The organism is Planctomycetia bacterium (assembly GCA_021413845.1).
In the GTDB taxonomy this organism is placed as follows: domain Bacteria; phylum Planctomycetota; class Planctomycetia; order Pirellulales; family PNKZ01; genus PNKZ01.
In genome coordinates, this window is the sequence record JAIOPP010000075.1 from 20,138 (window position 1) to 39,200 (window position 19,063).

15 protein-coding genes are annotated in these 19,063 nt (G+C 60.3%); 8 read left to right on the forward strand and 7 right to left on the reverse strand.

The genetic code is table 11. The features are described from left to right. Nucleotides 1-52 precede the first annotated feature (52 nt). The 4 genes from gatB to rpmB are packed head-to-tail and all read right to left on the reverse strand — an operon-like array spanning nt 53 to nt 3,928. The gene (gatB, locus tag K8U03_13435) at nt 53-1,534 is read right to left on the reverse strand and encodes an Asp-tRNA(Asn)/Glu-tRNA(Gln) amidotransferase subunit GatB (GenBank protein MCE9605893.1); all 1,482 of its coding nucleotides are present in this window, start codon (nt 1,532-1,534) and stop codon (nt 53-55) included. Between the two features lie 44 nt (nt 1,535-1,578). Further along, nucleotides 1,579-3,111, reverse strand: a complete 1,533-nt coding sequence (locus K8U03_13440; GenBank protein ID MCE9605894.1) for an aspartyl/glutamyl-tRNA amidotransferase subunit A — start codon at nt 3,109-3,111, stop codon at nt 1,579-1,581. Between the two features lie 42 nt (nt 3,112-3,153). Then, nucleotides 3,154-3,474, reverse strand: a complete 321-nt coding sequence (gene gatC, locus K8U03_13445) for an Asp-tRNA(Asn)/Glu-tRNA(Gln) amidotransferase subunit GatC (protein ID MCE9605895.1) — start codon at nt 3,472-3,474, stop codon at nt 3,154-3,156. A 43-nt stretch (nt 3,475-3,517) separates the two neighbouring features. Then, nucleotides 3,518-3,928, reverse strand: coding sequence for a 50S ribosomal protein L28 (gene rpmB / locus K8U03_13450; GenBank protein ID MCE9605896.1), 411 nt, complete (start codon nt 3,926-3,928; stop codon nt 3,518-3,520). Nucleotides 3,929-4,201: 273 nt separating this feature from the next. Here rpmB and K8U03_13455 point away from each other — a divergent pair, with 273 nt between their 5' ends. From K8U03_13455 to K8U03_13465, 3 genes are all read left to right on the forward strand, one after another. After that, nucleotides 4,202-5,566, forward strand: a complete 1,365-nt coding sequence (locus K8U03_13455; GenBank protein MCE9605897.1) for a TlpA family protein disulfide reductase — start codon at nt 4,202-4,204, stop codon at nt 5,564-5,566. Nucleotides 5,567-5,787: 221 nt separating this feature from the next. After that, entirely contained in the window at nt 5,788-6,900 is a 1,113-nt protein-coding gene (locus K8U03_13460) for a hypothetical protein (protein ID MCE9605898.1), read from the forward strand. A 203-nt stretch (nt 6,901-7,103) separates the two neighbouring features. Next, nucleotides 7,104-8,027, forward strand: a complete 924-nt coding sequence (locus tag K8U03_13465) for a hypothetical protein (GenBank protein ID MCE9605899.1) — start codon at nt 7,104-7,106, stop codon at nt 8,025-8,027. Nucleotides 8,028-8,141: 114 nt separating this feature from the next. On the opposite strand, the gene K8U03_13470 is transcribed toward K8U03_13465, so the two are convergent. Both K8U03_13470 and K8U03_13475 read right to left on the reverse strand, forming a co-directional pair. Beyond that, nucleotides 8,142-8,978, reverse strand: coding sequence for a TatD family hydrolase (locus K8U03_13470; protein ID MCE9605900.1), 837 nt, complete (start codon nt 8,976-8,978; stop codon nt 8,142-8,144). Between the two features lie 88 nt (nt 8,979-9,066). Further along, nucleotides 9,067-9,324 carry a hypothetical protein gene (locus K8U03_13475; protein MCE9605901.1) on the reverse strand — a complete coding sequence of 86 codons (258 nt, stop codon included), beginning with the start codon at nt 9,322-9,324 and terminating at the stop codon, nt 9,067-9,069. 224 nt (nt 9,325-9,548) lie between these two features. On the opposite strand from K8U03_13475, the gene K8U03_13480 reads away from it, so the two are divergent. Together K8U03_13480 and K8U03_13485 are read left to right on the forward strand one after the other, a co-directional pair. Further along, on the forward strand, nt 9,549-11,273 hold the full coding sequence (locus K8U03_13480; GenBank protein MCE9605902.1) for a hypothetical protein: 1,725 nt from the start codon (nt 9,549-9,551) through the stop codon (nt 11,271-11,273). Beyond that, entirely contained in the window at nt 11,263-11,748 is a 486-nt protein-coding gene (locus tag K8U03_13485) for a hypothetical protein (protein MCE9605903.1), read from the forward strand. The genes K8U03_13480 and K8U03_13485 overlap by 11 nt, the downstream gene beginning before the upstream one ends. A gap of 42 nt (nt 11,749-11,790) precedes the next feature. On the opposite strand, the gene K8U03_13490 is transcribed toward K8U03_13485, so the two are convergent. Continuing rightward, a complete protein-coding gene (locus K8U03_13490) occupies nt 11,791-13,230 on the reverse strand; it encodes a hypothetical protein (protein ID MCE9605904.1) in 1,440 nt (479 codons plus the stop codon). Nucleotides 13,231-13,718: 488 nt separating this feature from the next. Between K8U03_13490 and polA the strand changes: the two genes are divergently transcribed. The 3 genes from polA (at nt 13,719) to rho (ending at nt 19,044) form a co-directional block, all read left to right on the forward strand. Further along, nucleotides 13,719-16,610 (forward strand): DNA polymerase I, encoded by a 2,892-nt coding sequence (polA, locus tag K8U03_13495; GenBank protein ID MCE9605905.1) that lies wholly within the window; start codon nt 13,719-13,721, stop codon nt 16,608-16,610. 24 nt (nt 16,611-16,634) lie between these two features. Further along, nucleotides 16,635-17,264 carry a dephospho-CoA kinase gene (gene coaE / locus K8U03_13500; GenBank protein ID MCE9605906.1) on the forward strand — a complete coding sequence of 210 codons (630 nt, stop codon included), beginning with the start codon at nt 16,635-16,637 and terminating at the stop codon, nt 17,262-17,264. Nucleotides 17,265-17,574: 310 nt separating this feature from the next. After that, complete coding sequence (gene rho, locus K8U03_13505; GenBank protein MCE9605907.1) at nt 17,575-19,044, forward strand: transcription termination factor Rho; 1,470 nt, start codon at nt 17,575-17,577, stop codon at nt 19,042-19,044. Nucleotides 19,045-19,063: the final 19 nt, after the last annotated feature.

Genomic DNA, 19,063 nt, shown 5'->3' on the forward strand with positions numbered 1-19,063 from the left:
CCACCTTCTCCCGCGGGGAGAAGGGTTTGTGGGGGCTCTTGAAGGGCTGATATTACGGCAGTTTGGCGATGATCTCTAGGCAAAGGTCGCGAATGCGGGCTGGGTTGGCGTTGGGATTTTTCTTCTTCGCCTGACCGACGAAGGCGCCGGCCGCTTGCATCTTGCCGGCCTTTACGTCGGCGACGAGCCGTGGGTTCGCCGCCACGAGTTCTTCGCACAGGCTCACCAAGGCCGACTCGTCGACCTTCTCGATTCCCAGCGCGGACATCGCCGCCGCGGCGTTCTCGCCGTGGTCGAACATCCGCTGCAAGACTTCACGTCCGCGGCTGGTGTCGACGTCGCCGGCCTTCACTTTCAGCAGTAGCTCGGCCAGCGCCGCAGCGCGAACCGGGTAGCTCTCGATCGTCAGGTCGCGCTCGCTCATTACGCGCAGCACATCTTGCTGGAGCCAGTTCGAGGCCATCTTGCCGTCGCCGCACGCCGCGGCAACTTCCGTGAAGTAGTCGACGAACTTGCGCTCTTGGTTCACGATCACTTCGCTGTCGTACGGCGTGATGGCGTAGGTCGTTTCGAGGCGCGTGCGTAATTGAGCCGGGAGTTCGCCGAGCGTGCGGCGAACCTCTTCGATGCGCTCCGGCGAAACGGTGACGGGCACGAGATCAGGATCGGGAAAGTAGCGGTAGTCGCTCGATTCTTCTTTGGCGCGCTGGCTGCGAGTCACGCCGGCCGTGTCGTCCCAACCCCGGGTTTGCTTGAACACGCCCGGATCGCCGAGTTTTTTTCCCGTCTCTTGCCAGTCCGCGTATTGTCGTTCGGCTTCGTAGCCGATCGCCTTTTCGACGGCGCGGAAGCTATTCATATTCTTGATCTCGACGATCGGCGTCGCGATCTTTCCTGCCGGCGTATCGATGTGCAGGTTGACGTTCGCATCGACTCGCAGGCTGCCCTCTTGCATGTTGCAATCGGAGACACCGAGATAAGTGAGCAGCAGTTTCAATTCAGTAAGGTAAGCCTTCGCTTCGGCAGGCGAACGCATGTCGGGCTTCGTGACGATCTCGAGCAGCGGCGTGCCGGTTCGATTCAGATCGATCTTGCTATCGGCCTTACCGGCTTGCTCGTCGTGCATGCTTTTGCCGGCGTCTTCTTCCAGGTGTGCGCGGAAGATGCCGACGCGCTTCGTTTCGAATCGTCCTTTGGAGTCGCTGATTTCGAGATGGCCTTCGCTGCTGAACGGCAGATCGTATTGGCTGATCTGATACCCCTTCGGCAAGTCGGGGTAGTAATACTGCTTCCGGTCCCATTTGGTGAACGGCGCGATCGTGCAATTCAAGGCAAGCGCCGTTTGCAGGCCGAGGTCGAAAGCACGGCGGTTCATCACCGGCAGCGTCCCCGGGTTGCCGCTGCAGATCGGGCAGGTCTGCGTGTTCGGAGCCGCACCGAACTTCGTACTGCAGGAGCAGAAGAGTTTCGTACGGGTTTGCAGTTGAACGTGCGTTTCCAGGCCGATGACGATCGTGTATTTTTCGGACGACATAAGTTTTGAGCTTCGCGAAAGATCGCCGGAAGAGGAAAGCGAGGCTAGAGCTTCGGCCGGCGCTGGTGCCAGTCCGTGGCCGTTTGAAACATGTGCGCAGCCCTTAAGAGCTTGTCTTCGGCGAGCGGTGGGCATTGCAACTGAAGGCCGATCGGAAGCCCCGCAGGGCTCGCGCCGCAGGGGATCGAGATGCCGCCGACGCCGGCGAGATTCGCGCTCACGGTATAAAGGTCGACTAAGTACATCGCCATCGGATCGGCGACCTTCTCGCCGATCTTAAACGCCGGCGACGTCGTCACCGGGCCGGCGATCAGGTCGACTTGCCGGAAGGCCTCGTCGTAGTCTTGGCGGATCAGCCTGCGCACCTTAAGCGCCTTCAGATAATAGGCATCGTAGTAGCCGGCCGAGAGAGCGTAGGTGCCGAGCATGACGCGGCGCTTCACTTCCGGACCGAACCCTTCTGCGCGACTCTTCCGATAGAGCCGGACGAGCGAGGTATCCAGCTGCTCGGCTTCTCGCTTGCGTCCCGCCGCCAGAAGTTCTTTCCGTTCGGCATCGAGCTCGGCGACGAGCTTCGCTTCGTCGGTGCGCCGGCCGTAGTGCACGCCGTCGTAGCGGGCCAAATTGCTCGACGCTTCGCACGGCGCGATGATGTAGTACACGGCGACGCCGTACTTCGCGTGCGGAAACGAAATCTCTTTGACCTTCGCGCCGAGCGATTCATACACCTTGATCGCCTCGCGCACGGCCCGTTCGACGTCGCCGTCGAGCCCGGCGGCAAAGTGCTCGCGCACTAGGCCGAGCGTGAGTCCTTGAAGGGGCTCGCGAACCGTTTCGGTGTAACGTGGAGCAGGCTCGGCGATGCAGGTCGAGTCGAGCGGGTCGGGACCCGCGATCGTTTCCAACAGCAGCGCGGCATCTTCGGCCGTGCGCGTCATGGGCCCGGCCTGATCCAAGCTGCTGGCGAAGGCGATGAGCCCATGCCGACTGACTCGCCCGTAGGTCGGCTTCAGGCCTGTGATGCCGCAGTGAGCGGCCGGTTGGCGGATCGAGCCGCCGGTATCGGTGCCGATCGAAAGGCACGCCATGTCGGCAGCGACGCACGCCGCCGCACCGCCGCTCGAGCCGCCGGGGGTGCGTGTGAGATCCCAAGGGTTTTGCGTCTTGCCGAGGGCTGAGTTTTCCGTCGAGCCTCCCATGGCGAACTCGTCCATGTTCGTCCGACCGAGCAGCACCGCATCGGCCGATTTCAACCGCGCGACGATCGTGGAGTCGTACGGCGCGCGATAGTCGGCGAGCATCTTCGAGCCGCAAGTCGCGAGATCGCCCTGCGAGCAAAGCAAATCTTTTACGGCCACCGGCAGGCCCGCGAGCTTGCCGAGCTTTTCGCCTGACTTGCGTCGAGCGTCGATCGCGCGGGCTTGTGCGAGGGCTCCGTCGACATCGACCCGGAGAAACGCGCCGACCTTAGGGTCGATCGCTGCGATGCGCTCGGCGTAGGCTTTCGTCAGTTCTTCGGACGAAACTTTTCCGGAGTGGAGAAGCCCGAGAAGTTCGGTCGCCGTTTGTTCGTGCAGAGCCACGGGATTGCGCTTTCTGTGCAGAAACGCCGCGGCAGGCTATTCACCAAGCACGGCGGGGACCAAATAGAATTCGCCGTCGGAATGGGGCGCGTTGGCGAGCAAGGCGGCTCGCTCGGCCAGGGCGCGTTCCCCGGAGTCGGCGTCGTCGCTCGACCTCGGCACGTCGTCGCGGAAGACGTTAGCCGTCGGCAAGGCATGCGCCATCGGTTCGACGTCGTCGGTGTCGAGCTCTTTGAGTTGTTCGACGTAGCCGACGACGGCCGTGAGCTGCGTCGTCAGAAGATCGAGCTCCGCCGGCGTCAGCGATAGGCGGGCCAGAAGCGAAACCTTTTCGACGTCGTTTCTAGTGAGGCTCATACGCAGCTACGCTCAAACGGCGTCGTTCAAACCCAAGCTTGCCTTACTTGGTCGGCTTGCCGCCCTTGGCTTTGTCGGCGGGCTTCTTATCGACGCCCTTCTTTTCGGTCGCCTTGGCGGCTGCCGGGGCCTTCCCCTTGGCGTCGACTTTCTTGACGTCGGCCTTTTTCGAGTCGGTCTTCTTGATGCTCTCTTGCTGAGCAGGCAAGCGGAACGGCTTCGCCTTGACGAGCTTCGTTACCATGCCGCTGCGGATGCATTGCGTGCAGACGAGGACGGTCTTATTCGTGCCGTTCTCGGTAACGTGGAGCCGTTGCAGGTTCGGCTTGAACGTGCGGCGCGTGATGCCGGTGACTTTCGTACCGACGCCCCCCAAATACTTCGCCTTACCGCGGATCGTCACTTGGTTACCGACGCGGGGGCCTTTCCCGCAAACATTGCACACGCGAGCCATCGCCGTACTCTCCGAGTCGTTCAACTTCAAAATTCTGGAAACCGCCAGTATAGCCGAATGCGTTTCGGCTGCAAGGCGGGTCGAAATCGAACCCGACGTCCCGATCTATACCTGCCGGGACCTGCCGGGCGATGGGGAGAAATCCGCGATTCCGTGCCTGAAATGAAGGCTTTTCGCGGCGTCGCAGAGCATTATCCGATCGTCAACGATTCTCCCGATTGTTAAGCTGGCAAAAGCGTTTCCCTTCTTCGCTGAATCATCACTAGGTGCGGCATGTCGTCCTTACTTTGCGGCGTTCTTTGTTTGCTGGCGGCCGGGCCTGAGCTTCAGCCTAAGCTCGCACCGGCCGTGCAGTTGCACTACCAAGGGACCGTCGCCCAGGTCGAGCGCGATAGCTCGGCCCGAACCGCGAGCAAGCAATTCGACCTCACGCTCCTGATCACTTCCTACAGCCCGGACGCGACCGACTATTACTGGCTGCTCGACGAACGGGGCCAAGGGAATTTCAGTTGGACCGAGCATTTCGGCCGCTGGTCGCAGAACACCGAGGGAGCCGTCGGCGATCGGCAAGGGCCCGCGCTGCTCTACGACTACGGCGACGGCAAGCATGTGATCTCGCTCTCCGCGCCGCGCTTCCTCTTGGCCGACGGAGCCGAGGTCGGCACGAAATGGACGAAGGCCGACATCGACTACGAGGTCGCGAAAGCGCAGGCGATCGAAGGGCGTGCAACCTGGGTCGTCGAATCGCGGAACCAGTTCGGCCCGATCAGTCGTATGTGGGTCGACCAAGCCACGCAACTCATCTTGCAACAAGAAGAGCGCGTCTTCATGAACCAGGGAACCGAATACCGCTTGGCGCTGAAGCTCGCCGACGTCGAAGTCGCGGACGAGGCGGAGTTTCGAAAAAGAAGCGATGCCTACGCGGCGCTCGTCGCGCTGCGCGGCAAGCTCAAGCGGCCTGCACGCACGACCGACGAGCAACTCACGGCCGAGCAATTGAAGCTATTGGAAGCGAATCTTCCGGCGGCGAAGTCGGCCGTCGACGATGGGGCCCTGGCGCGCATCGTCGGCTCGGCCGAGCGCGATCTTAAGCAACAGACGGGCCGGAACCAAGCGCTCGACGAGATCATCGCCAAGCAGCTCGGCCGCAAAGTGGAATCGTTTCGACTCTCGGGCCTCGACGGTGCTGCGCTAGCCGATACCGACCTCGACGACAAAGTCACGGTGCTGCACTTTTGGGACTATCGCGACGAACCGCTCAAGGAGCCGTACGGGCAGGTCGGCTACTTGGAGTTTCTCTACGCGAAGCATCGCGAAGCGGGTTTGAGAGTCGCCGGCATCGCGGTCGACGGCCGCTTCCAGCAACCGGCCACGACGAAGCTCGCGGCGGCCAGTGTGCGCAAGTTGAAGAACTTTATGAACCTCAGCTACCCGATCGTCTTCGACGGGGGCGACCTGATCCGGCAGTTCGGCGACCCGCGCCTCGTCGGCGGCCACTTGCCGCTGTTCGTCGTGATCGGTCCGGATGGCAAGATCGTGCACTATAAGGTCGGCCACTACGCGCTCGACCGCGATGCCGGCTTAAAGGAATTGGATGCCGCGGTGAGGAAGTTGCTTAAGCCGGAAGACTCGAAGTAGTCGAACCGGTTCTTTTCCTGGCGCGACTTCGCTGCTGCATGCAACGCGCTAGCCGCTTTGAGAATCTCTTAGCGCGGCGCCGGTCGATGCGCGCGAAGAAGCCGACCCGATTGGCAAGTTTCGCCGTAATACGCTATCTTGTCGGGCTTGGGATGGAGTCTTGCGATGGAGCGAGATCAGCTACGAACATACGTGTTCCGTTTTCGGTAAAGGATTGTGCCATGAAGACGTTCGGGACTGGGATGGCGATCGCGTGCTTGGCACTTGCGGTCGGGTGCGGTAAGAGCGATCCGGCGGCGTCGAAGGAAGGGTCGGCCGGAGCGTTGGCCGCGGCTGCCGATAAGCCGGACGTCTACGTGCAGGCGCTGCTCGACTCGATCGAAGCAGGCGACTCGAAGGCTGTGTGGAACGGCCTGCCCGCGAAATACCAAGCCGACGTGAAGGCGATCAAAAATGAATTCGCCGGCAAGGTGGATCCTGAAGTTTGGAGCAAAGGCTTCGTCGTCGCCGACAAGCTCGCGCAAACGCTGAAGACGAAGAAAGAATATCTGCTCGGGAGCCCGCTGCTGGCGGGTGCGCCTCCGCCCGTCGTCGAGTCGCTCAAGAACAATTGGGACACGATCACGGCGATGGTCGACTCCGTCGCACAGTCGGAAATCAAAACCGTCGATGGCCTGAAAGCGATCGATCCGGGGAAGTTTCTTGAAGTGACGGGCAATAAGCTGTTGGTCGGCGGCATGAAGATCGCCGAGACGACGAGCCCGGAAGCGGCCGGCGAAATCAATAAGGTTCGCAAGGCGAAGGTGTCGCTCGTGAAGGTCGAAGGGGACAAGGCGACCCTTAAAGTCGAGACCGAAGGAGAGCCACCGAAAGACGACGTCGTCTTCAAGAAGATCGACGGCAAGTGGCTTCCGGGCGAGATGGTCGACGGCTGGGACAAGCAAGTCGCCGCGATGAAGGGGGAGCTCGCCGAGATGAAAATCACGCCGGAGCAAAAGGCCCAATATCTGCAAGGGATCGGTATGGCCGAGGCCACGATCGACGGCTTGCTCGGGGCGAAAGATCAGGCCTCGTTCAACGGTCAGCTAAGCGCCGTGATGATGATGGCCTCGATGTTCGGCGGCTTGGGTGGCCCACCGCCGGATGCCTTGGGTTCGCCCGGCACTCCCGGCGGCGTTCCGGTCGGCGGGCCGGAAATGAAACTCGGCGGCCCAGGAAGCTTTCCACCGCCGGGAAGTCTGCCGAAGCCGAGCGGCACGATCGTTTCGCCGACGTTGCCGAGCACCGGCCCGACGCTGACGATTCCCGAGCCGAAGTTGCCGGCGCCGAAGTAGTTTGCGGATGAGTTTTTCGTGAGCTGCCCTCCTCTATGAGGGGACGGCAAGATTTTTATCGTCGATCGAGCGATCTTTTTCGGCTCGTCGGCGTACGCTAATAGTCGCCGCCGCCCGGCTACGGTAACGTGAGGGCGCGCTTGCATCGCCCCCAGCTGGATTTGCTTCTCCACTTCTCTCTATAGTTGTTAAGGAATGCGTATATGAAGATGTTGTTGGTTCGGTTGACCGCCATCGCGGTCTTGTTCGCCGGCATGCTCGGCAGCGTCGCTCCGGCGACTGCCGCCGAAGCACCGGACGTCTATTTTCAGAAATTGCTGCACGATGTCGGAGCCGGCAACGGCGCGGCGCTCTGGAAGGCTCTTCCGGAAGATTACCAAGGCGACGTCGAAGACCTCGTCGAAGAATTCGCGAAGAAGATGGACGCCGAGATTTGGGACGGCGGATTCAAGACGATCGCCAAGCTCGCCAAGGTCTTGAAGGAAAAGAAAGAATTCGTATTCGGCTCGGAATTGCTGAAGGGAGCCCCGGCGAAACAAAAAGAAGAAGTCCAGAAGAACTGGGATGCGATTGTCGAAGCGTTGCAAACGACCGCCACGTCGGACATCAGCACGCTCGCCGGCGTGAAGGAGCTCGACCTCGAAGAGTTCTTCGAAGAAGCGGGCAATAAGGTCGTCGGCGGCGTGTTGAAGGCTTCGGAGAATTCCAATCCGGATGCCGCCGCAGGGATCGAAAAGTTCCGTAAGGCCAAGGTCACGCTCGTCAGCACCGAAGGAGACGATGCGGTCTTGAAGCTTGAAACCGAAGGAGAAAAGCCGAAGGATCAGAAGTTTACCCGCGTCGACGGCAAATGGCTGCCGGCGGAACTGGTCGAAGGTTGGGACGACGGCATCGAAAAGGCCAAGGCCCAACTCGCCGCGTTGAAGATCGCGCCGGAACAAAAGGCGCAAGTCATGCAGATCATGACCGTCGTCGATGGCTTGCTCGATCGTCTGTTGGCCGCGAAGGACCAAGCAGCGTTCGACAAGGAAATCCAAGGGATGATGGCGTTCCTGCCGATGTTCGGCGCAGGCCCTCCGGGCGGTGCTGCTCCGGCCGCTCCAGCTGCTCCGAAGTCCAGCCCGTAAGCGGTTCCCTTCGTCGGAAGAAACAACCAGGGCCGCGACCTCGCTTAGGCGAAGTCGCGGCCCTTATTTTTTGGAGCAAACTTAAGCTGCCGACGTTTGCACGGCGGACGCACGCTACTTCATCGCCGCGACGGGCATCCCTTCCGGCGGTGTGAAATTGAAGTTGCGGCTTTGGCTGAAGAACTCGACCGGGTTGTCGTACACGATCTTGCGAATCAGCGATTCCGGGTGCCCGCGACGACGCATCGCCATGATGAAGTCGGGCACGGCGGTCGGCTTCGAGGGACCCCAATCGCCGGCCGAGTTGACCATCAGGCGTTCGGGTCCGTAAAGCTCGACCATATCGACGGCTCGCTCCGGCGTGCATTTACTGACGGGATAGAGGGTCATGCCGGCCCAGAAGCCTTCTTCGAGCACCATGCGAACCGTGTGTTCTTCGACATGGTCGACCAAGACGCGGTCGTGCTGCAAACGACGATCGTCGCAGAGCATGTCGACGATCATGCTCGTCCCTTTGAACTTGTCTTCCAAGTGGGGCGTGTGAATCAGAATTTGCTCGCCTCGCTTGGCCGCGAGGTCGAGGTGTTCGAGAAACACGATCGATTCGTTCTTCGTGTTCTTATTCAGGCCGATCTCGCCGACCCCCAAGACGCCGGGCATGTCGAGAAACTCCGGCATCATCGCGATCACTTCGCGCGATAGCTTGACGTTCTCCGCTTCCTTGGCGTTGATGCACATCCAGGTGAAGTGCTGCAGGTGGTACCAGCCGGCGCGCTTCGGCTCGAACGATGTGAGCTGGCGAAAGTAGTCGCGGAAACCGTCGACGCTGCCGCGATCGTAACCGGCCCAGAACGCCGGCTCGCTCATGGCGACGCAGCCCATCTTTGCGAGCGTTTCGTAGTCGTCGGTCGTACGGGAGACCATGTGAATGTGCGGATCGATGTAATACATAATTGCCGGCGTACGGGAGTAAGCGGGATCGGGTTTTGAGGGATGGAAATCGAGCGAGAGCGCCACGAAGAGGCACCGCAGCGGGGGGCTACAGCTCCCACTTCTTGCGCCAAGCTTCATCGTACGGCAAGGAAAAGAGCAATTGCACTTGCTCGGCCCGCTTGGCGCCGACGGCGTCGAGGGCCGTAAGTCCTTGATGGATCTGCTTCATGCGCGGGTCGTCGGTAACGCTGCCGTCGGCTCGTTCGAGGCGGTCGAGACAGGCGGCGAGCTCCAAGATTTTGGCCCGAACTTCGAGGAAGTCGCGGTTGAGGATTTGGGGCGCGGTGAGCGGAATCGGCAGCATATCGGTTCCTCGACGGCACAAGGCGGGGAGCGGCGGCGGGAGTTCGGTCGGTTTCTTTAGTCAGTTTCCGCCGGAGAGCCCCCGAAATCAAGCGATGCCGGCGTTTTCGATCCCCCTTCGACTCGGATTAACCACATCATGAGAAAATTTCCGAACCTTTAACGGGTCTTTAAGTCGATGACGAGGGAAGATACGCCCTGTTAGCGGGATGCTGGGAGCTCCGTGTGACCGTCGGTTTACAGGCCACTTTCCAACTGCTGTCGAAGACGGAAAACGAAGCGGCGGTCCCGCTTCTTTTGGCCGCGTTGGATTCCCCTGCGCCGCGCATCCAGTTGGCGGCCGTGCGTGCGATTCTCGAACGTCGTTCGCCGGCCGGCTTACGCGAGTTGGTTCGACGTCGTAGCTCGATCGACGAGGCTTGGAAAAAAATCATCCAAGACTATCCCGGCAGGTTACTGCCGGCCATGCGCGACGCCGTACTCAGCTCCGACCCGGTACTTGCGCAAGACGGCTGTCTCGTCGCTCGCATGTTTCGCGAATACGACCTGATTCCGACGTTGATCTTGGCTTTGGAAGACGATGCGAATCCGAACCGCGATGCGGCAGCCGCGGCTTTGACCGACTTGGCGGACGAGTTGTATCAAGATCTCGCTTCGATCCGGGAAGATCGTCGTCGTCGCGATCCGCAAATCTCGCGACGCAACGCTACCACGGCGCTCGAAGCGTCGCTCCAGCGCTACGGCCGGCATCATCGAATCGAACCGGTCGAGGCATTTCTGCAATTGGCGACGCGCGACAACGCCGAGCTCGGACGCATTCTGGCCGACCCTCGCGCTTCGATTTTCACCGCCATGCTGCAAGTGATGCACGGCAGCGAACGGCCCGGCGTAATTCGCCTTTTGCTCGGCTTTCTCGATGACGTCCGTCCTCCGTCGGCCGGGCTTACCTCGCTCTTTCGCCGTACCGATCGTCGCACGATCGATAACTTGCTGAAGAAAATCGGCAGCGAGCCGAGCTTGATTGCGCGGGCGAATCTGAAGCAAGTCGAAACGATCGCATGGCTTTCCGATCACGCATTGCTCGAGAAGCTGGACGCGGCTCAGCAACATAGCGTCGTGAAGATGACGGTTCTTTCCGGCCTGCGGCGCGGCGATATTCTCACCGTCTTGGAATACTTCGTCTCGCACGGCAAGCCGACCGGCCGCCGAGCCGCGGTACAGGCACTGACCGAATACACCGGCGCCGACGTCAACACGATGGTGTTGCGAGCGCTGCGCGATGAAGATCCGCAGACCAAAGCACACGCGCTCGGACAACTCCGCCGACGAGGCATTCCCGGGGCTCTGACGACGCTGATCGACTCGCTCGACAGCGAACATCGCCCGATCTGCGAAGCGGCTCGCGCCAATTTGGAAGAGTTCAGCTTCCGTCGCTTTCTTCCCGCTTTCGAGCTGTTGGAGGAAGACGTTCGGCGGACGACCGGCGGCTTGGTGAAGCGGGTCGATCTCACGACAGCGGCCCAGTTGCGCGAAGAAATGGAATCGCCGCAAGGAAAGCGACGGATGCGGGCCCTGAAGATCGTTATGGCGCTCGACATGGTTGCCGAGATGCAAGCCGACGTCATCGCGCGCGCCTCGGACGACGATCACCTCGTCCGGGTCGAAGCGGTGCGAGTATTGTCGATGGCCCATTCGCTCGACGCGCTCGCCGTGCTGCAAGAGTTGCAAAGCGACTCCAGCTTCGCCGTGCGCGAAGCGGTCGCCGGGGCGCTGGAGCAATACGTCGTTGCACCAGCGAAAACACAGCCGGTCAATTCCGTCGGTCCCGTTGGTGGACTGCCGATCGCACCGGCTGCGCCGATCGAGGGTTCCACGTTTTCGCCGCTTGGTGCGCCCGTGAACCCGAACGCGTTCGGTGGCTTGCCGCCCGGAGGTTCCTATGTCGGGTAACATGTCGATCGCGTTCTGCGGCCTCGATTTTTTCTCGCCGCTCTTCGCGGAAAAGAACCTGTTTCAACGCTTAGGAGATCGCTTCCGATTCGAAGACGCGCAGCTCGACACCGGTGACCTAGTCGCAGCCGTTTCGATCGTCGCGGTCGGGGCGGCGACGGTTTGGTTGATGGCTTCCTATTTGCGCCGCTCGGAACGCCCGAAGGCGATCGACAATCCCCGGAAGCTATTCAACGAGCTTTGCCAAACGCATCACTTGGAGCGACACGAATGGGCGTTCTTGCGCTCGATCGCCGACGAGATGCAGTTGGAGACCCCGTCGCTGCTGTTCATCGATCCGGGATTGCTCGACGCGGCGATCCTCGACGCCCGCTGGGTCGAAGAGTCGGCGGACTTATGCCGATTCCGCGAAACGATCTTCGGCGAAGAAAGCCCACCGGCGCAAACGACCGAGGGCGTACCGGCAGCCGTTTAAGGAGACCGGTTCAAGCCGGTGAGCGGCAGCTTGGCGATTCGCTTAGTACGCGCTGCCGGCAGCGGCGGGCGGACGACGAAGCTTGAAGACGTCCGACACGCTGCCCGGCGATACCGGTGCGCCGCCATCGGGCCGTTCCGTAGAGCGGAGGTTGTTGGAACCGCCGCCGAACTGCACGGTGCGAGCTTCGCGCTTGAAGCCGATCTGATCGAAGAAGACCGCCATCGGAACGCGTTGCACGCCGAGCCGCTCCGCTTCATCGACGACCCGCTTATAGGCCTCGGCCCCGGCTTTGTCGGCCGGTACGGTGCCGAGCACCAGGTAACGCGTCTCGATCGTCAGCGCACCCTTCAACTCACCGTTCACGATTTCGGAATCGATTTGTCCGCCGGCGCGAGCGACGAGTGCGCGAACTTGATCCATGTCGTCGGAGCCGTTGCCGTCGAGATCGATTTTTCCGGCGAATGCGAAGCGGGTCAGCTGGCCCGGCTCCCAAAGGCTCGTGAAGATGTTGTCGCCGATAAGGATCGGCGTGCGAAGATCGTCTTCGACGATCCGGGCTTCGGCTAAATGGTCGCCGAGGAGCTCGATGACTTCGATCTTCGCCTTCGGAGGAACCTTGCTTCCGGCCGGAATTCCTTGCGCCTGCACGCTGAACGAGAGGTTCTTCGGCAAGTTGTCGTAGTTTCCGAGGTTGATCCAAACCGTGCGAGCCGTCGGGTTGATGCGCGTGATTTGGCCGTCGTAGGTCGCGGCATACTGCCGGTCGTTGATCTTGCTGATGAATTCGTTCTTGATCTTGAGAGCGTCGCCGACCTGCACGATGGCGACTTCCTTATCGTCGATCGTCTTTTGCATCGTGGCGCGAAGTTCGTTGATCTCTTTGTTCTTCGCCTCGGCGACCGTCGTGGCTTCCAATTGATAACGCTTGACGTCTTCTTCCGCTTTCGTGAGCTTCGTTTGGATGTCGACCTTCTCTTTGTCCACCTTCTCGGCTTGCATCTTGAATTGATCGACCTGGGCTTGGTAGGTCGCTTCGAGAGCCGACTTTTGCTTCTCGACGGCCGCTACGCGGATCTTTTCTTCATCGAGCGAAGCATTGCGCTGCTCGAGTACGGTGATCGCCGCGGCCAAGCTTTCGGAGTAGGTCGCCGTGTTTGCTTCGGCGGAAATGGTTTTCAGGCGATCGCCGTAGCGCTTCAGATCGGCTTGGTACTTCGCTTTGATTTCAGCCACGTCGAAGCGGGTATCCGACGCTTTTTCCTTCATCGGGAAGAGAATGTCCTTAACCTCGTTCAACTCCCCCTGAACGGCAAAGAAGGATTCTTCGTTACTCTTGGCGACTTTGTCGGCCTTCTCGTAACGCTGCGTCATTTCGCCGGCTTCTTTTACGAAAATCACGGCCGTCGCCATCGAGATCACCGTGAGGATCACGAAGATGATCACCGCGACCGTCATGCCTTGATTCTGGTTGCTGGCCATAGCGTTGAATCCTGAACCGCGAAGGAGATGGTAGAGCTACGATCCGACGACGGGTGAGAACCCCTAGCCGAATCGGATTAATGACTTATTTTGCGCAATCGGAAGAAATGGTAACGACGACTGTCCGTTCGGGAACGAGCAACGCAAGACGAGGGGCGTCGGAACACATTCCGCCGCAATCATCCTCGGCAAAGCAAAACCCGTTCCTGATCCTTTGCCGCGACGTTACGAAAATTCGTAAACTTAAGTTTAAGCAGGGTGTTAGGACCGGTCAAAACAAATGTGGGTTGAAAACAACCGCCGGGCAAACGATGCCGAAAAGCGACAGGGTAGGGGGCTTCGAAGCGACGCCTGACCGCTAGGTTGACAGTCGCTTTCCCGTCCCCATACGATGCGCCGAACCGCCCCTTCCCGAGCCAAAAGGATTTCTCCCCCGCATGCCCCCCAGGAAACCGACGAATCGCAAGGATCAATCGCTACTACCGGGCATGGACGAGCCGGTCGCAGCGGCCTCGTCGGTAGCTTCGGCGGCCGATTCCGGCGCTTTCCCCTTTTCCTTACCATCAGACCATAGCTCACCGGCCACGGCAGGGAACACGGAAAACGACGCAACCGTCGAGGAAGAACGACTCCCGCTCGGCACTCCCCCCGACCTGACAGGGAAAACGGTCTGGGTCGTTGACGCGAATTCGCTAATCTTCCAGGTATTCCATGCGATTCCCGAGATGACGAGCCCCCGCGGGGAGCCCGTTAATGCGCTGTTCGGGTTCACGCGCGATTTGCTGTACCTGCTGGAAGTGAAGAAGCCCGACTATCTGTTTTGCGCATTCGATCGCCCGGAGCCGACGTTCCGACACCTGTTGTACGACGCCTATAAATCGACTCGCTCGGAAACGCCGCTCGAGCTGAGCCCGCAATTTCCGCACATCCGACGGATGGCCGAAGCGCTGCGAATTCCGATCGTCGAGGAGCCCTCGTTCGAGGCCGACGACGTGTTGGCGACCTTGGCGCGCATCACGGAAGAGCAGGGGGGGGAGTGCTTCCTGGTGACCGGCGACAAAGATGCTCGCCAGTTGCTCAGCGAGCGCGTGAAGATTTTCAACGTCCGTAAGAACTCGACGTACGACGCCGCGGCACTGCTCGTCGATTGGGGTGTCCGGCCGGATCAAGTGGTCGACTTCCAAGCGCTGGTGGGAGATTCGGTCGATGCGGTGCCGGGCGTACCGCAGATCGGTCCGAAAGCGGCGAAAGAACTGTTGGATAAGTTCGACACTCTCGACGGCGTCTACGCACGGGTCGAAGAGATCACGGCCGCTGCGCGGAAGCGAACCTTGATCGAGCATCGCGACAAAGCGTTCTTAAGCCGCGATCTCGTGCGCCTCGAAAAGCACATGACGTTGCCGATCGATTGGAACAGGGCGAGGTGGCGCGGGATCGATCGAGAGGCGAGCGTTGCGCTTTGCACGGAGTTCGGCTTCCATCGCATCACGGACCAGATGCGAAAAATGCCGGCCGCTTCGATCGGGCATTCGCCGGTGCCGACCGCTCCCGCATGGAAGGCCGACTATCGAACCGTGGCGACGCTCGAAGATCTGCAGGCTCTCGTCGCCGAGATGCGGAAGCAGCATCGCTTGTCGGTCGATACGGAAACGACAAGCGTCGTGCCGACTCGGGCGGAGATCGTCGGCTATAGCTTCGCTTGGGAGCCGGGCATCGCGTACTACGTTCCCGTGCGTGCGCCGGAAGGAGAGCCCCGGATCGATCCGATCGCGGCGGCCGATCTTTTGCGACCGGTCTTGGAAGACCCGAACATCCGCAAGGTCGGGCAGAATCTCAAGTACGATCAGATCGTGTTGCACGGCGCAGGCATCGCGATGCAAGGAGTCGAGTTCGATACGCTCATCGCCGCTTATTTGCTAGACGCCGGCGAGCGCAATCATAATCTCGACGAGCTTGCCCAGCGCCATTTGAATCATACGAATATCACGATCGAGAGCTTGATCGGCACCGGCAAGAATCAGAAACGGATGGACGAAGTGCCGGTTCCGCTGATCGAGAAGTACGCGGCCGAAGATGCCGACGTCGCCCTGCGATTGGTCGAGAAGCTCGAACCGAAACTCGCCGAAGATGGGTTGGAGCCGCTGTTCCACACGGTCGAAATGCCGCTCGTGGAAGTGTTGGTCGATCTCGAACGAACAGGAGTGAAGGTCGATGTGGCGCGCCTGGCAACCTTGAGCGAACATTTCACCGCCGAGATTGCGCGCTTGGAGCAAGAAGTGTTTGCGATCGCCGGCAAGCAGTTCAATATCGCTTCTCCGAAGCAACTGGCCGAAGTGTTGTTCGTCGAACAAAAGCTGCCGATCCTCGCGAAGACTAAGACCGGTCCGAGCACCGATGCCGACGTGCTGGAAGAGTTGGCGCTGCAACATCCGTTGCCGGCGAAGATCATCGAGTTTCGGCAGTTCTCGAAGCTCAAAGGAACCTATGTCGACGCGCTGCCGCTGTTGGTGAATCCCGCGACCGGCCGCGTTCATTGCTCGCTGCATCAAGCCGTAGCCGCGACGGGCCGGCTATCGTCGAGCGATCCCAACTTGCAGAACATTCCGATCCGGACCGACGAAGGCCGGCGAATCCGTTCCGCGTTTCTGCCGGGGCACGACGGCTGGTCGCTCGTCTCGGCCGACTACTCGCAGATCGAGTTGCGATTGCTTGCGCATTGCTCGGAAGATCCCGGCATGTTGGCTTCGTTCGCAGCCGGCGAAGATATTCATACGCGAGTTGCAAGTCAGGTGTACGGCGTGCCGCTCGAAGAAGTCACGCGCGCGCAGCGCGGCATGGCGAAGACCGTCAACTTCGGCATTCTCTACGGTCAGAGCGCGTTCGGCTTATCGAAGGTGCTAGGCATTCCGCAAGAAGAAGCGGCCCGATTCATCGAAGGCTATTTCGCGCAGTATCCCGGTGTCGAGCGGTTCATGATGGCGCTCTTGGTGGAGTGCGCCGAGCGCGGTTACGTCACGACGCTGCTCGGTCGGCGTCGCGCGATCCGCGGGATTCGCGCCGAGAAGTTGGCGCTCGGTGGTTCGCGACAACGGAACCTCGCCGAACGAACCGCGATCAACACCGTGATCCAAGGTTCGGCCGCCGACTTGATCAAGCAGGCGATGATCCATGTCTATCGACGGATCAAGCAGGAACTTCCTAAGTCGCGGATGTTGCTTCAGATTCATGATGAACTACTCTTTGAGACGCCGCCGGAAGAACGAGACCGTTTGGTCGAAATCGCGCGACGCGAAATGACCGACGTGATGCAACTCAGAGTTCCGCTCCAGGTCGACGTCAAGATCGGCAAGAACTGGGCCGAGACCGAAGTCTGGGAATAGCCGCGGCGCGTGATGCCCAAGCACATGACTACCGATCTCGCTTTTCCGTCCGACATGAAAATTATCGGCGTCGTCGGCGGGGTTGCGTCCGGCAAGAGTTTCGTGGCGCGATGCCTTGAAGAACTTGGCGCGGGACGGCTCGATGCCGATAGCGCGGGGCACGAAGTCTTGCGTGAGCCGGACGTCGAAGATGCCGCTCGGGCTCGATGGGGCGATGAGGTCTTTGCCCCAGAGGGGCGAATCGACCGTGCGGCATTGGCGAAACGTGTCTTCCTGTCGACTCCGGAATCTGCCGAAGATTTGGCGTATCTGGAGCAAGTTACCCATCCTCGCATAGCCAAACGTTTACGCGACCAGGCCTTCATCCTCGCTCAAGCCGGGCGAAAAGTGCTGGTTTTAGATGCCCCCGTACTGTTGAAAGCAGGTTGGGACCGGTTCTGTACTCACCTTCTATTCGTCGATTCCACGCTCGAACGGCGGCAGCAGCGGGCCGCCGAGCGCGGCTGGAAGGCCGGCGAATTAGCGGCTCGCGAAGCGGTTCAAGACCCATTGGAGCGGAAACGTAGCAAGTCGACCATCGTCGTCGACAACTCCGGAACGGCCGAAGAAACGAAATCTCAGCTAGCCCGCATCTGGCCGATTCTGCTCGATTAGAATAAAATAGCGAGCTGTCCTATCACGTTGAGCACTTCCGTTCGTAGCCGAACGCGCGACCGCATCATCGCCCCCCTCGCGACCGTCGGCTGACCTTTCCGCCTGCTTCTCCCAATCACTTAGTTTCTCGATCGACTGGGTTTCCACAGTCCAAGTCTCGATCTTTGCGGTTCATTTCCGCAGCCGATCGTAGGCCCCCCATGTTTGCATCGCCGCATTCCCGACCGTTCACTTCCAGCGCAGCATCGATCCCCTCCGCCTTCGCCTTCAGCGCGCGGGCACGGATTGTTCATTTCCGGAGTTCTTCGTCATGACCGAACCTCGCGGCCCGCGACCGTCAGGCCCGTTAAGTAGACGTTCGGGTTCTAAGGTCGATCCCCCGAAATCGCCTCGGCCGGAATCTACTGCGGGGAAAGTCCCTGAAGAGAAAGAGCCGATCAGCCTAGCCGAGGAATTGGCCGAGGAAGCCGAAAGCGATTTCGACGAAACGGATCACCGCTACGAACAGATCAAGCAAGGCGACATCCACATCGCCGAGTTGCAACGAATGAGCATGGGGCAGCTGATCGAGCAGGCCCGCATGGAAAACCTCACCGACTACATGGGGATGAAGAAGCAAGATCTGATCTTCAAGATCTTGAAAGAGCGCGTGAAGCTCAACGGCCTGATGTTCGGCGAAGGGACTCTCGAAGTTCTTCCCGACGGCTTCGGCTTTTTGCGTAGTCCCGACTATCACTACCTTTCCTGCCCGGACGACATCTACGTGTCGCCGAGTCAGATTCGCCGCTTCGGCTTGCGAACCGGCACGGTCGTTTCCGGGCAGATCCGTCCGCCGAAGGAAAACGAGCGCTACTTCGCTTTGTTGCGTGTCGAAGCGATCAACTTCCAAGACCCGAGCCTGCACTCCGAGAAAGTCTTCTTCGACGATCTCACGCCGTTGCATCCGGATAAGCGCGTGCGATTGGAAACCACGGCCGATGAGCCGAGCATGCGCGTGGTCGACTTGATCGTGCCGATCGGGTTCGGCCAGCGCGGGCTCGTCGTGAGTCCGCCCCGCGCCGGGAAGACGATCTTGTTGCAGAAGATGGCGAAGGCGCTGCTGACGAATCATCCCGAGGTGTACGTCATCATGCTGCTCATCGACGAGCGGCCTGAAGAAGTCACCGATATGGAGCGACAGATCAAAGGCCCGAACTGCGAAGTCATCAGTTCGACGTTCGATGAAGTACAGGCCCGGCATATTCAAGTTTCGGAAATGGTGATCGAGAAAGCGAAGCGCATGGTCGAATACGGCCACGACGTCGTCATCTTTCTCGATTCGATCACACGGCTCGCACGGGCCTGGAATGCCGAAGTTCCGCATTCGGGCAAGATTCTTTCCGGCGGCGTCGATGCGAACGCATTGCAGAAGCCGAAGCGGTTTTTCGGTGCGGCCCGCAAGGTGGAAGAAGGGGGCTCGCTGACGATCATCGCCACGGCGCTCGTCGACACCGGCAGCAAGATGGACGACGTAATCTTCGAAGAGTTCAAGGGAACCGGAAACCTCGAAATCGTGCTCGATCGCAAACTGGTCGACAAGCGCGTCTGGCCGGCGATCGACATCAATCGGAGCGGCACGCGCCGCGAAGAAATGTTGCTCGACCCGGAAGAGTACCGCCGTACGTGCGTCTTGCGGCGCGTGTTGAACGAGATGAACCCGGCCGATGCGATGGAACTACTAACGACGCGGCTGGCGAAGACCCGTACGAATGCCGAATTTTTAATGAGTACGAAGTCGTAAGCGGATTCCGAACGGGACG